A 13901-nucleotide genomic window follows, 5' to 3' on the forward strand; every position below is an offset into this window, starting at 1 on the left:
CCGTCTAACCCTATTGCCTGATCTCAACTCTAAGCTCTCGATTCACAATTCTCGGCTCTCTCACGTTTACTACCCATCTCTTCTACCACAAAGAAAGCTCCAAAATAAACACCATTAAATCAACAATGCCCGTCTTAACCCGTGCCAATACACCGGCAATAACCCATTCGAATGTCGAATAGTTATTGACTAAATGAATTTGAAATTCACTGAGATAATAGCCTCACTTAATAAGCACTAACGCTTATTAACTTACAACCCAATTAAACTCTATGAGGAATACAGTAATGAAAAAGTCAGCCATTGCCATTGCAGCCCTATTAGCACTTTCAACTGGTGCAGCCAATGCAGATGTTATGAACGGTTTTACCGGTAAGATTGAAGCGGAATACACCACTCAAGACAAGCATGCCAATGTTGAAGCGCAGCTTGGATACGATTTTAACTTAGGCGCCGTATCGGTTGTGCCCTTCTTATCAGCAGAAACCGGCTATTCTGGCGAGAAAGATGTCATCACAGATAAAGCAGAAGGCTTTGACCGCGGCGCGATTGGCGGCGGATTAAGAGTAGAAACCAATTTCGACAACTTCTACGCCTATGCCGAAGGCCGCGCAATGGTGAAAGACCACATTAAAGTACAAGGTCCGATTGCTGCACCAATGAAAAGTAACAGCAACACCTTACTTGAAGGGACTTTGAACGAATATCGCGTTGAGATTGGCAGCGGTTATCAATTTGACAGCGGCTTTAGCGCTGGTGTAGAAGCGGCTTTCACACGCGAAGATACCAAGTTGAAAGGCATTAACAGCATCAAAGATGATAAGCGTGAAGTCTTTGCGGTTGCTGGCTACAACTTCAACAACAACTTCTCACTTTATGCCAAAGTAGGCGCTGCTGATACCGCAGATCAAGCTGCGCTAATGAAGAGCAAGAAAGATGACGGCAAATGGGAGACCAAAACTGTCGTTGGTGTTACTTACAAGTTCTAAGCAACTCCTCAAGCCCAATGCGCGCAGCGCATTGGGCTTATATCACAAAGCATTACGATTCATTGCCTAATAATTCAATTAGTATCAATTTAGTTACAATTTCTCGTCCAACACTTCGAAAAATCAAAATTTATATTTAATAACAATTAATTAGCAATCACAAAATACCAATACGCACTTGAGTTCACACCTGTAAATCCAAAATCATCCTAGTCTTTTACGCGCCAAACCAGCTATATTAACAACATTATGAAGATCAGCCAGTTGAGCTGTCATCAGCCGCTGCCGCAAACTGTTTAAAGGACTACAAGCATGGGACAAGAAACCTCGAAAATCCTCGTTGTCGATGATGATATGAGACTGCGTTCTTTACTAGAGCGGTATCTTGTAGAACAAGGCTACCAAGTACGCAGTGCAGCCAATGCAGAGCAAATGGATAGATTGCTAGAGCGCGAAAACTTCCACCTGCTTGTACTCGATTTGATGTTACCTGGCGAAGATGGCTTATCCATATGTCGTCGATTGCGCCAAAACGAAAATACCATCCCTATTGTTATGCTGACCGCAAAAGGTGATGAAGTCGACCGGATTATCGGTTTGGAACTGGGCGCAGATGATTATCTGCCTAAACCTTTTAATCCGCGCGAGTTACTTGCGCGCATAAAAGCGGTGATGCGTCGCCAAGCGCCAGAAGTGCCCGGTGCCCCCACCCAGAAAGAAGAGCAAATCGAATTTGGCGAATTTTCACTTAACCTTGCTACTCGAGAGATGTACCACGGTGATGAGTCTATCGCACTGACTAGTGGCGAATTTGCTGTGCTTAAAGTACTCGTTAGCCATCCTCGCGAGCCACTATCACGTGATAAGTTAATGAACTTGGCCCGAGGTCGAGATTATTCCGCCCTTGAACGCTCAATCGATGTACAGGTGTCACGTTTACGCCGCCTAATCGAAAAAGATGCCGCCAATCCTAGGTATATTCAAACCGTATGGGGATTGGGCTATGTATTTGTGCCCGATGGTGCGGCGCGCCGATAAATATTCGGCATGAAATGGTTTAAAAAATTCTTACCCGCGAGTGCATTTAGCCAAACAGTTTTACTGATTGGCTCTTTGCTGTTGGTCAATCAACTGGTGTCTTATCTATCAGTTGCGGTCTACTTTATTCAGCCTACCTATCAACAGATCAATCAGCTCATCGCTCGACAAGTCAATTTGCTGTTTGTTGATGGCGTGGATGTGGGACGTGAACATTTAACCATGGTCGATGCGCTCAATGCCAAAGTGCGCGACGATGCCATGGAAATCTATAACCAAAAGCAGGCCCGCGAAGCGGGAATTGAGCGAGCAACCTATTACAGCTTATTATCTTCACAGATGTCAGAGCATTTAGGGGGGAAAGCTGAAGTACGTATTGCCCAAGGTGAGAACTTTGAAATTTGGATTAAGCCACCGCAAGCCCCCTCAATTTGGATCAAAGTACCGCTAACGGGTTTTAAAGATTTTGGTTTATCGCCACTCACCCTTTATTTAATGGTGATTGGTGCACTGAGTGTGGCCGGTGGATGGTGGTTTGCTCGCAAGCAAAATCGACCGTTAAAACGCTTACAAAAAGCCGCATTGTCGGTTTCACATGGTGATTACCCTGCGCCACTACCAACCGATAGTGGCTCAACAGAAATTATCGAAGTAACCCATGCGTTTAACCAGATGTCCCACAGTATGAAGCAACTCGAGCAAGACCGCGCGCTGCTAATGGCTGGGATATCCCACGACCTTCGCACTCCGCTTACTCGCATTCGTTTAGCATCTGAAATGATGGTAGAAGAGGATGAATACCTCAAAGACGGCATCGCCCATGATATTGAGGATATGGATGCGATTATTAATCAGTTTATTGCCTATATTCGCCAAGATCAGGAAAGCAATCGCGAGCCTGCACAACTTAACGATTTGATTAACGATGTTGCCGAAGCGGAAGCCAATCGCGCTGGTACGATTGAGCTTAACCTCAGCACTCTGCCCGACATCCCGATGCAGGCCATAGCAATAAAACGAGTCATTAGTAACTTAGTGGAAAATGCAGCGCGTTATGGTAGTGGCTGGACGCTTATCAGCTCCACCTTAAGTGACAATAAAGTAGGCTTTAGTGTCGAAGATAATGGCCCCGGCATTGATGCCAGCGAGATTGACCAACTGTTCCAACCTTTTACTCAAGGCGATACCGCCCGTGGCAGTGTTGGTTCAGGATTAGGCCTTGCAATTATCAAACGTATTGTCGATCGTCATCACGGTAGTGTCACCCTGACCAACCGCCCCCAAGGTGGCTTAAAAGCCCAAGTCTGGTTACCTTTAGACTAAAATCATATAACTAGCGGCAACGAAAAACCGCAGTATTCGCGGTTTTCGCCTATACTTCGAGCTAGCCATTTCCCCCTGTAATACCTGTTTACATAAACGACCAACATGACATATTTATCTAGTACACAATGCTAATTAACAGGGCCGTGTCAGGAGCATATTGTTTATGGACGAAGTGAGATCGAAAATATTGCTGGTAGATCAAGATATAAACAGTAGAAACACCATAGGTAAATACCTATCAGAGCAAGGGTTAGAGGTGTGTTTTGCTGAAAATGCCAGCCAAATGGACCAAATGCTAGAAAGGGAAGAGTATCATCTACTGTTACTCGACATTAAATTAAACGGCGAAGATGGACTGTCAGTCTGCAAGAGGTTGCGGCAAAAAGACAACCACATCCCGATCATTATGAAATCTAAATACGGCGACGAGATTGACCGTATACTGGGACTCGAAATCGGTGCTGATGATTTCCTTCCAGACCGATGCAATGAACGAGAGATGCTAGCTCGCTTACATGCCGTGATTCGACGCAGACCTATCGACAATGGGTCTGCGCACGCACCCCATGAAATTAAATTTGGCCATTTCACGCTCAATTTAGACAGCAGAAAAATGTACAAAGACGATCAAAACGTGTCGATAACCAGCAGCGAATTTGCCATTTTGCAGGTATTTGCCAACCACCCTAATACACCGCTAACCCGGGAGAAAATTGCCGCTTTCTCTAAAGGCAGTGACCATATGCCTTCAAATCGCGCCATCGATGTACAGATTTCTCGGCTTAGACGCATCATAGAGGCTGATACCTCCCACCCAGATTACATTCAAACGGTGTGGGGACTAGGCTATGTTTTCATTCCCGATGCGACAGAGGTAATGACAGCAGAAAAAGCATGATTCAAGCGCAAGGCTAATTCAATTCACCTTCAAATCTGCTGAATATTAGTAAAACATACTGTTCTATAAAGTGGTCGAGCGAGCGTCATCATTTTGCAACATAAGTGCAATAATCTGGCGGCAAATTAATCGCTTGGCCCGCTTCAATGAGAATATCAACCCTATCATTAACAGCTTCAGCTAGCCTGCTGTTGCTTGCTGCCACTTTAGCTGCGGTGGTTATATGGAGCAGCCAGCAACGTCAGCAAATTGAGCAAGAAACTGAGCAACTGGCGCAAATTCAACAAACCTTTCTTGTCGAGATTCGTCGTGAACTGGAAAGCTATCTCAACACAGGTGATAGCACCCGCTTAGCCGCTGCAAAACAGCAACTGCAATCGATATCGGCAGAGGTTAATGACATCAATCATGCCACGGCCCAACAAGTACAAAGCCAGCTATCAACATTCATTCAAGCGTTAGACAATGAATACCTTGCCGCCGGAAAGCTCGCGGGTAATCCTCGGCAACTGTTATCACATGCAGAATCAGAGATGCTCGATAACAATCGACGATTAGCCCAATACGCCTTTGACGGGTTACCAGAAAACCCAGCACTTGCCGCAAAATATTTAGTGCTCACCAACGAGCTGGGGCCGTTAGTTTATCGCCTCTCCCAGTTGACCCAAGATTACTTGATTGGCAAAGAGCAAAAACTTAAGCCGTTTCTAGAGCGTAACATCAACAACTTAGCCGACTGGCATGATCAATTGCGGGTACTGGGGTTAATCGGTATCTATCAAGTTGAAGAAGTTGATGAGTTTGCCTTAGGTGACGATGAAGGTGAACGTTATGAAGTGGGTGAAGCCTACCGAAGTGAATTACTCAGCCTGACTTTACGGTACGGCAAAGAAGTAGAAAATACCCATAATCTGCTGATAGAGAATCAGAACGTCCAATCAGCCATGCGCACGGCAATCGCCAACATTGAGCAATCATTACTTGCCCTTGGCCAGGTACAGAAAACCCAAAACTTGCAGCTCAAGCAAGAGTTACAAATGGCACTATATGCCATGGTTTCAATCTTAGCCGTTTTTGCTTTGGGCTATCTGTTTTTACAGCAACGCCGCGTTGTCAAACCGCTTAAGAATCTTAACCGTGCCTTTATGCAATTGAGTGAAACCAATAGCCGTGAGCGTCTGATCATTCAGCGTCGCTGCGAAACCGGTCAGATTGCCGGTCACTTCAACCAGCTGCTAGACCGTTTTGAAAGCGAAGATGAGCAACAGCGCCAACAAATCACCACGGTATCCCAATCGCTAAGCCAGTTGGTGCAACGAATTAGTATGATCAGCTCTAGCACAGAACAAACTCAACAAATTGTGGCCGTAGCCCTCGAACAAACTGAGCAAGTACGCGAATTGGCCCGCGAAGTGAACTTAAGCTCAGAGCAAGTGGAGCGCAGTGCTGAATCTACCCGTGCTGATATGCAACGTTCACAAACCGAAGCCGAAGCGGTCTTGTCAGCCACCGAGCAAACCCAACAGGCAGTCAATAACTGCCATCAATCGCTATCGAGCCTCACGACCTCAGTCAGTGATGTCTCAAAAATCATTGATGTGATTGGCAACATTGCCGAGCAAACGAACCTATTAGCACTGAACGCCGCAATTGAAGCTGCGCGAGCCGGTGAGCAAGGCCGAGGCTTTGCGGTTGTTGCTGATGAAGTGCGTAATTTGTCGCTACGTACCCAACATTCACTCAAAGAGATCATGACCATTCTCACTCAGCTGACCGAAGCAAATGGTGAGTTAGAGCTAAGTGTCCAAGGCATTGGTGCTGCATCTGAAACGCAAAAACAGCGCGCCCAAGCACTGTGGCAAGTGGCGCAAGATGTCCAAACCCAAGCCCACGAGATGACCCTAACGGCTAAGCAGGGCTCTGCCCACTCGTTGGCACAAGTGAGTCACTTAGACGATTTTGTCAGTGCCATGGCAGAGTTGAAACTGCACGCACAAGGGGCATCTAACCAAAGTGATGAAATAGCCGAAGAAGTACAGCAAAGTGTCAAACGCATTGAAAGCAGCTTAGGTATCGAAACCGAGGCCGCGCCGGTCACCTTAGAACACGCAGCCTAAGCTCTTTATCTCGGCTGTCACCAGTTACCATGGCCACAAAAAGGCGCCTGTAATGGCGCCTTTTACTCGTCTACCAGCTTTAAAGAGCTGCAAGTAAGGTTTCAGCTTTACTGGCCTCAAAGGTTTTCGGCGCTTCAATATTCAAAGTTGTCACCACACCATTATCGATAATCATCGCATAGCGCTGCGAACGTAAACCACCAAATCCGCCAGTATCCATTTCAAGCCCAAGTAACTGAGTAAAACTACCATCACCATCTGCGAGCATCATCAGCGCCTCAGCATTGTGTTGCTGACCCCACGCTTTCATAACAAAGGCGTCGTTGACCGATACGCATGCGATAATGTCCACACCTTGCTGCTTAAATACATCGGCGCTGACCACATAACCGGGCAAATGGGCTTCTGAGCAAGTTGGCGTAAATGCGCCAGGTACAGCAAAAAGTACCACTTTTTTATTGGCAAATAGCTCATCGGTTTTGTGATTGAGCATACCTTCATCGGTAAGTTCACTGAGTACGCCACTGGGTAATGTTTGACCTTGTTCTATCATGTTACTGAGAGCCCCCATTGATTATTGATGGTTATTATTTTGTTAAACAACCACTATCCTTGCATACAATAACTGGCTTTCGCAAATCAGCGCTAAGCGAAGCGTTATGCCATTACTCACTACCTTCACCCGCTTGTTGCAGTACAAATGGGGTTAATGGCTCGGTCTTATCAATTAGCTTGGCCACTTGGGTAATGGCTGAAAGTGCCACCGCATCTTTACGATAGGACAAATACACTGGGCGATACCAAGGCTGCTGGCCATCGACTTCATATAACTGGCCAGACTCAATAAACGGCGCCGCGACTACCCTAGGCAAGTAGGCTGCGCCGCCTTTTTCTAAAATGAAGTTCAAGGCAATTTGACCATTGGATGTGCGTAAGTAGGGCGGTGGCATCTTAGCGTGTCGCTCTGCATGCTCCGATGCGAATCGCGTGCCCCAATCAACATAAACATAGCCTTCACTTAAAGCACTTGATTGATCTTTCTTCGCAGAGCACACCATGACCAGCTCTAACATCGCCACCTGCTGGCTGGCAATTTCATCGGACTTCATCGGGTCAAAGCTGACACCAATATCCAAGGTACGTTCAATCTGCGCCCGTGTCATCTGATCTAAACTCAAAACATCGGCGCGAAACGAATAACCCTGCAGCTCTTCTGTGACCACACTCAGCCAATGCTGCAAGAAGGCATCCCAAATATTCGGCGTACCGGCAATGGTTAATTGAATGGCGTAATCTTTGGTCAACAGTAATTCAGTTTTGGCTTGCTCAAGGGTGCGTACCATATTTTGCGCATAGGGCACTAAGCGCTCGCCGGCGCTGGTTAACTTAATCGCATTACGATCGCGCACAAACAAGGTGGTATCAAAAAACGATTCAAGCTGCTTTATGCGCGCACTCACGGCCGCTTGCGTGATATAGAGGTTATCTGCAGCTCGGCCAAAGTGTTTTTCTCGCACCACTTCTAGAAAGGTTCTAAAGACTTTTATATCCATAATTATTCCTTGCTAAACCTTGAGCCCATCACCATTAAAATTGACATATTGACCAAGACTATTCCGGGTCGACACGCCGCCCAAATAGCCCCTTATTTACTTCCCATAGCCACTCGGCAAACGATCACCTTTGCAGCGGTTGCCACCTAGCAGACTAACAAACAAGTTTTGTTGTGACGATAGAAATTTTTCGTTTTCTTTTTAAGCAGTTTAACACTAACTTTCGCCCCACGAACTACCCCATAAACGGTTTAGGATTTATCACAAAAATTTGTGACTAATATCTTTTTAATCAAAAGGATGAATAACGTGAGCAACCTTAAGTTTAGACTCAGTGCCAGCCATTTTTATGACGATGCGAATTTTCCAAGAGGATTCAATCGTTGCGGGGAGTTCACTCGAGTGCAAGCAGAACTACTGACACTGTACGGTTTAAATATGCGCGCACTGGCTGCTGGCATGTTACTGGCAGAGAACGAAGAAGAGCAACACTTTATCAATGTAGTTAACGGCATTGAAGCCGCCAATACCTTGATTGAATTTACTTGGTTGAAATACATGAGTTTAGTCACCACACCAAAGCGATTCTTCTCTTTGTCCGGTGAGCGGAACTTAAGCAAGCAGCCCGCACTCATGCCAAGCAGTGAATATTAGCAACATTAAATTAATTGAAATTTTTGACAACACAAGGCCAACTACAATGCGTATAGCAATCCTATCAAGAGACGCAAACCTCTACTCTACTCGCCGCTTAAAAGAAGCTGGCGAAGCCCGTGGGCACCAAGTAGATATAATTGATACCTTGCATTGTTATATGGACATCACTAGCAGCAACCCAACAGTGCGTTACATGGGTGAAGTATTGCCGCAATATGATGCGGTGATTCCACGTATTGGATCATCTATCACCTTTTACGGCACCGCTGTTGTGCGTCAGTTTGAGATGATGGGGACCTTTTGTGTCAACGAATCTGTCGCAATCAGCCGCTCACGCGACAAGCTGCGCTCTTTGCAGTTACTGTCTCGTAAAGGTATTGGCTTGCCTAGAACAGGGTTTGCCAGCCGGCCAGATAAGATTCAAGATTTGATTAAAAACGTCGGCGGCGCGCCGTTAGTCATCAAGCTACTTGAAGGTACCCAAGGTATTGGCGTGGTACTGGCTGAAACCAATAAAGCGGCAGAAAGCGTGATTGAAGCGTTTATGGGTTTAAAAGCTAATATTTTGGTGCAAGAGTTTATTGAAGAAGCCGGCGGCGCTGATATTCGCTGTTTGGTGGTAGGCGATAAAGTCGTCGCGGCGATGAAACGCCAAGCGGCTGAAGGCGAGTTCCGTTCTAACCTTCACCGTGGTGGCAGTGCTCAGTTAGTGCGCTTAACCAAAGAAGAGCGCGCAACGGCGGTCAATGCTGCAAAAGCGATGGGGCTAAATTTATGTGGCGTGGACATTTTGCAGTCTAACAATGGTCCAGTGGTGATGGAGGTGAACTCCTCACCGGGTCTTGAAGGCATTGAAATGGCCACCAATAAAGATGTGGCTGACTTGGTGTTTCAGTTCATTGAAAAGCATGCCAAGCCCAATGCCAATAAAACACGAGGCAAAGGCTAATGCCAAACATTTTGACCATCGGCGGGGTGAATATTGCCCCCGGGCAACAGTTGCAACTGCAATTGCCGGTTTCAAGGCTATATACCGACACCCAAATGTCGCTGCCGGTGCATGTGATCCGGGCTAAAAAGCCCGGTCCAACGGTGTTTGTTAGCGCGGCTGTACACGGAGATGAGCTCAATGGTATTGAGATCACCCGCCGCTTAATTGCGCAAAATCTCAAGCTCAGCCGTGGCAGCTTGATTATTGTGCCTATGGTGAATGTGTATGGGGTGCTCAACCAAAGCCGATATATGCCCGATAGACGCGATTTGAACCGCTGTTTTCCAGGCAGCGCCAAAGGCACACCAGCTGGACGTTTAGCGCATATTTTCTTAAATGAAATCGTTAAACACTGTGACTATGGCATTGATTTACATACCGGTGCGATTCATCGCTCAAACTTGCCGCAAATTCGCGCTAATTTGAAAGATGAGCAAACCTTAGCACTTGCCGAAGCTTTTGGCGTGCCGGTGCTGCTGAACGCTAACTTGCGCGATGGCTCACTGCGCGAATCTGCGGTCAATAATGGCGCACGAATCTTGCTTTATGAAGCCGGAGAAGCGCTACGCTTTGATGAACTGTCGATTCAAACCGGCATTAAAGGCGTACTGAATGTGTTATCGACTTTGACCATGATTCGAAAGCGCAGCAGTAAACGGAAAATTGCGCCGTTTGTGGCTTATCGCAGTGACTGGACCCGCGCCAGTGCCAGCGGTTTTGTGCACGACTTTGTCGAGCTGGGCCAACAAGTGGAAAAAGGGGCGGTATTATCCCAGATAAACAGTCCGTTAGGCCGAGTGATTGCCGAGGTGGTTTCCCATCGCGCTGGCATTATTATTGGCAAACAGAACATACCATTAGTGCAAGAAGGCGATGCCATGTTCCATATCGCCTACTTTGGTGATGCCGACGATGAAGTCGCCGAGCATATTGAAACTATGCAAGAGCAAGTACAACCCGTGAGTGCAGCCATGCCGATGCTTTAAGCGGCACACGGCATGATTTACCGCATACACAGTGAGATAGAGAAATGACCAGCAACAGAATGATCATTGGTAACTTAGAAACCTGTCACCTACCTGACTTAGGGATTCACGACCTTCATGTCAGAGTCGATACCGGCGCAAAAACTTCGGCGCTGCATGTCGACAACTTACGCCAGCTAAAGGTCAATGGTAAGCCCTATGTCGAGTTTGATTTGCACCCAGATGTGTACAACCTTGAACAAACGGTGCGTTGCCAAGCGCAGTTGCATGACTCTAGGCGTATTAAGTCATCAAACGGTGAGGTTGAGCAACGCTGCGTGATTCAAACCACGATTCAGCTGGGCGAGCAAAAGTGGTTAATTGAAATAACGCTGAGCAATCGCAAAGATATGAGCTATTTAATGCTACTTGGCAGACAAGCCATGGGTGAACGAGTTTATGTCGATCCCTCAGCCACCTACTTGGTAAGCAGCTATAGCGAATAAACAAGCCAGTGAGATAACCCCAGATATCTCACTTCTGGTGATCTCACTGGCCGTTACACCTCTACGGTGCATTACTCAAAGCATCGTCAATTGGTTTAACTTGATAATGCTGCGGTTGCAAACCCAATAAGGTAGGCAATGTCGTCCCAATTGAGATTGACGACCAAGTCCCACTGGCAATGCCCACACACAAGGCTATGGCAAAGCCCTCAAGCACTGGGCCGCCTAGTAACCATAATGCTGACACGGTCACGAGCGTGGTACCCGAGGTCACAATAGTTCTTGAAAACGTTGACCGGACAGATTGATCCAATAACGGATTCACCTCGCCATCTGGCTTGCCCCGGAATACCTCGCGAATTCTATCTGAGATGATAATCGAATCATTCAATGAATACCCCATAATGGCAAGTACTGCGGCTAAAATTGTCAGGTTAAACTCCAGCTGCAAACAAGCAAATAACCCCAAAACCAATAGCACGTCATGCACCAATGCCCCAATGGATCCTAACGCTAAGCGCCAATCAAAACGCATACTCAAATACACCAAGATCAATACAAAACAAGCCAGCACCGCCAGCCCACCCTGCTCGACCATGTCTTGGCCTACCTGTGGCCCAATAAAGCTGCTACTGATAATGCTGTATTGCGGACTAAACGTTGCTATCGATTGCTGCAAAGATGGACTGTCATTCGCAGCATCAACACCAAATCTCAACAACCAACGACCATCTTGGGTCGCAATCACTTGTACATCTTGCTGTAGTTGATGGTCCAAATACGCTTTTATACTCTCGGCAGATAACTGCTGCTCCAGCTCCACTTCAGCCACCACGCCACCAGTAAAGTCTAAGCCCCAGTTAAAGCCTTTAGTGCTGATAAATACCACTGAGAGCAAGCATAAAATTAACGATACAGTGGTCATCGCTGAACGAATTGAGGTCATACGATCTAACTTCATCATTAAATCCTCACATCTTTACGGGTATCTTTACCCCAAAAGAGATTAATCATTATTCGGGAAGCAAACACTCCAGTAAACATACTGGTCAACAACCCTAAACCTAACGTCAAGGCAAAGCCCTGGATCGGACCATTACCAATGGAGTAGAGTGCGATAGCAACGATCATCGTGGTCAAGTTAGCATCGAAAATTGAGGATGCAGCACTGTTAAAGCCGCGCTCAATCGCCAAAGATAAGTTTCTACCTTCGCGCATTTTGTCTTTTATTCGCTCAAAAATAAGGACGTTGGCATCTACCGCCATACCGACAGTAAGTACTAAACCTGCAATCCCTGGCAACGTCAGCACAGCCCCTGGGATCAAAGCAATCAGCCCAAACAAACAGACTAAATTTGTAAGTAGTGCCGCATTCGCCACCCAACCTAAACGACGATACCAAAAGGCAATAAAGACCAGAGTAAAGCTCAAACCTAAGGCTAATGCGGCAAACCCACTTTTGACATTTTCCGCCCCTAATGTTGGGCCAATAGTGCGTTCTTCAATAATCGTCACTGGGGCAGTCAATGAGCCCGCACGTAATAACAGTGCCAGCTCTTGCGCCTGCTGCATTGAACCGACACCCGTTATGCGAAAGCGGTTGCCTAATTGCGATTGAATGGTCGCAACACTAATCACGGTATGCTGCTGTTGACTCGCCCCAGACTTGTCTCGACTGTATTCGCTAAACACCGTCGCCATCGGTTGTCCGATGTTGTCGCCAGAAAATCGGGACATCACTCGTCCACCAGCAAAATCTAGCGAAATATTCACTTCAGCGGTGCCTAACTCGCCCACCCCAGCTCTGGCATCAATGATGTGTTTTCCATCTAAAATAGGCCTTTTTATCAGCGGCATTTCGTTACCAGTGTTATCTTCTACCATCAATGCGCGATTTGATTGCTGTGAATACAGCGCATGAAATGCTAACGAGGCCGTCGCGCCAATCACATCTTTAGCCGCTGCGGGATCCTGAATGCCGGGCAGTTCGATACGAATGCGGTTTTCACCTTGTCGTTGCACTACGGCTTCTGTGATACCGAGCTCTTCAATTCGGCTACGCATAGTTTGCAAATTCTGCTGCACTGTTAAGCGACGAATGTTGCGCTTTTCATCATCAGAGAACACCATGCGGATCTGTTGGTCAGCAAAGCTGGTAGACCAATGCGGAAACTGGCTGTCTAATTGGCGTTTTATTTGGGTAGCATCTTGTGTTTCACGTAAATTAAACTGTAAGTCGCCATCGATAATACGCCCGCGCACTCCGCGAAACTCTCGACGTACTTCATCAAGCACCGATTGAGCATGGGCCTCATAGACCGGTGCCAAATCGACATCAAGTAAGAACTGCACACCGCCACGTAAATCTAGGCCCAGTTTAATAGGTTTTAAGCCCCTGTCGGTGAGCCAATTCGGTGCTGCAGGCTCCATTGCTAAGGCGATAGTGACCTCATCATCAGCAAAAAATTTATGCAGAGCATTCCGCGCCAACTCCTGCTGGCCCGAACCTTCTAATGACACAATGTAGCGCTCATCTCGCTGCTCAATTTGATGCACAACCAATCCGTGCTGATTGAGATGCTTTGCCATTGCAGAGACATCGGCAGCAACAGGAAGACGATGAGAGACATGCACGGCTTCACGTTCACCAAACACCGATGGCAATGCACTGAAAAAAAGTAACAGCACAGTTACCAGCAATACCACTTGCTTCCATTTTGATGAGTAATTAACTGGCCTTACTGGCTGCATTCTGGCTGATTTCAAGATGAAACCCCTTTTGTTTATCGCAATAAGCCACAGGAAAGTGCCTACAAAAGGCAATATTAAGTGATTTCAGCCAGTCACCCTATGAATTGCTG

13 protein-coding genes are annotated in these 13901 nt (G+C 46.7%); 9 read left to right on the forward strand and 4 right to left on the reverse strand.

Features of this window, described 5'->3' with window-relative positions; genetic code table 11:
* The first annotated feature begins 287 nt into the window (after positions 1–287).
* The 5 genes from FLM48_RS21375 to FLM48_RS21395 all read left to right on the forward strand — a co-directional run bounded on the left by FLM48_RS21375 (position 288) and on the right by FLM48_RS21395 (position 6368).
* Entirely contained in the window at positions 288–989 is a 702-nt protein-coding gene (locus FLM48_RS21375) for an outer membrane beta-barrel protein (RefSeq protein WP_179026060.1), read from the forward strand.
* Positions 990–1301: 312 nt separating this feature from the next.
* Positions 1302–2027 carry a two-component system response regulator OmpR gene (ompR, locus tag FLM48_RS21380; RefSeq protein ID WP_179026061.1) on the forward strand — a complete coding sequence of 242 codons (726 nt, stop codon included), beginning with the start codon at positions 1302–1304 and terminating at the stop codon, positions 2025–2027.
* 9 nt (positions 2028–2036) lie between these two features.
* Positions 2037–3350 (forward strand): two-component system sensor histidine kinase EnvZ, encoded by a 1314-nt coding sequence (envZ, locus tag FLM48_RS21385; protein WP_179026062.1) that lies wholly within the window; start codon positions 2037–2039, stop codon positions 3348–3350.
* A 166-nt stretch (positions 3351–3516) separates the two neighbouring features.
* Positions 3517–4251 carry a response regulator gene (locus FLM48_RS21390; protein WP_179026063.1) on the forward strand — a complete coding sequence of 245 codons (735 nt, stop codon included), beginning with the start codon at positions 3517–3519 and terminating at the stop codon, positions 4249–4251.
* Between the two features lie 146 nt (positions 4252–4397).
* Positions 4398–6368 (forward strand): methyl-accepting chemotaxis protein, encoded by a 1971-nt coding sequence (locus FLM48_RS21395; RefSeq protein WP_179026064.1) that lies wholly within the window; start codon positions 4398–4400, stop codon positions 6366–6368.
* A gap of 79 nt (positions 6369–6447) precedes the next feature.
* On the opposite strand, the gene FLM48_RS21400 is transcribed toward FLM48_RS21395, so the two are convergent.
* Positions 6448–6921: a peroxiredoxin gene (locus FLM48_RS21400; protein WP_179026065.1), complete on the reverse strand. Its 474-nt coding sequence runs from the start codon at positions 6919–6921 to the stop codon at positions 6448–6450.
* A gap of 112 nt (positions 6922–7033) precedes the next feature.
* A complete protein-coding gene (locus tag FLM48_RS21405; protein WP_028771921.1) occupies positions 7034–7921 on the reverse strand; it encodes a LysR family transcriptional regulator in 888 nt (295 codons plus the stop codon).
* 309 nt (positions 7922–8230) lie between these two features.
* Between FLM48_RS21405 and FLM48_RS21410 the strand changes: the two genes are divergently transcribed.
* The 4 genes from FLM48_RS21410 to FLM48_RS21425 are packed head-to-tail and all read left to right on the forward strand — an operon-like array spanning position 8231 to position 11040.
* Positions 8231–8575, forward strand: a complete 345-nt coding sequence (locus FLM48_RS21410; protein ID WP_051484418.1) for a DUF413 domain-containing protein — start codon at positions 8231–8233, stop codon at positions 8573–8575.
* A 46-nt stretch (positions 8576–8621) separates the two neighbouring features.
* On the forward strand, positions 8622–9527 hold the full coding sequence (rimK, locus tag FLM48_RS21415) for a 30S ribosomal protein S6--L-glutamate ligase (protein WP_179026066.1): 906 nt from the start codon (positions 8622–8624) through the stop codon (positions 9525–9527).
* On the forward strand, positions 9527–10555 hold the full coding sequence (locus tag FLM48_RS21420; RefSeq protein WP_179026067.1) for a succinylglutamate desuccinylase/aspartoacylase family protein: 1029 nt from the start codon (positions 9527–9529) through the stop codon (positions 10553–10555). The genes rimK and FLM48_RS21420 overlap by 1 nt, the downstream gene beginning before the upstream one ends.
* Before the next feature lie 44 nt (positions 10556–10599).
* Positions 10600–11040 carry a RimK/LysX family protein gene (locus FLM48_RS21425; protein ID WP_179026068.1) on the forward strand — a complete coding sequence of 147 codons (441 nt, stop codon included), beginning with the start codon at positions 10600–10602 and terminating at the stop codon, positions 11038–11040.
* Between the two features lie 61 nt (positions 11041–11101).
* On the opposite strand, the gene secF is transcribed toward FLM48_RS21425, so the two are convergent.
* Together secF and secD are read right to left on the reverse strand one after the other, a co-directional pair.
* Positions 11102–12001 carry a protein translocase subunit SecF gene (secF, locus tag FLM48_RS21430; RefSeq protein WP_218645357.1) on the reverse strand — a complete coding sequence of 300 codons (900 nt, stop codon included), beginning with the start codon at positions 11999–12001 and terminating at the stop codon, positions 11102–11104.
* Positions 12002–12003: 2 nt separating this feature from the next.
* Complete coding sequence (secD, locus tag FLM48_RS21435) at positions 12004–13791, reverse strand: protein translocase subunit SecD (protein ID WP_179026456.1); 1788 nt, start codon at positions 13789–13791, stop codon at positions 12004–12006.
* Between the last annotated feature and the right edge of the window lie 110 nt (positions 13792–13901).

Origin of the sequence: Shewanella sp. Scap07, assembly GCF_013394145.1 — a bacterium.
Taxonomy (GTDB): domain Bacteria; phylum Pseudomonadota; class Gammaproteobacteria; order Enterobacterales; family Shewanellaceae; genus Shewanella; species Shewanella waksmanii.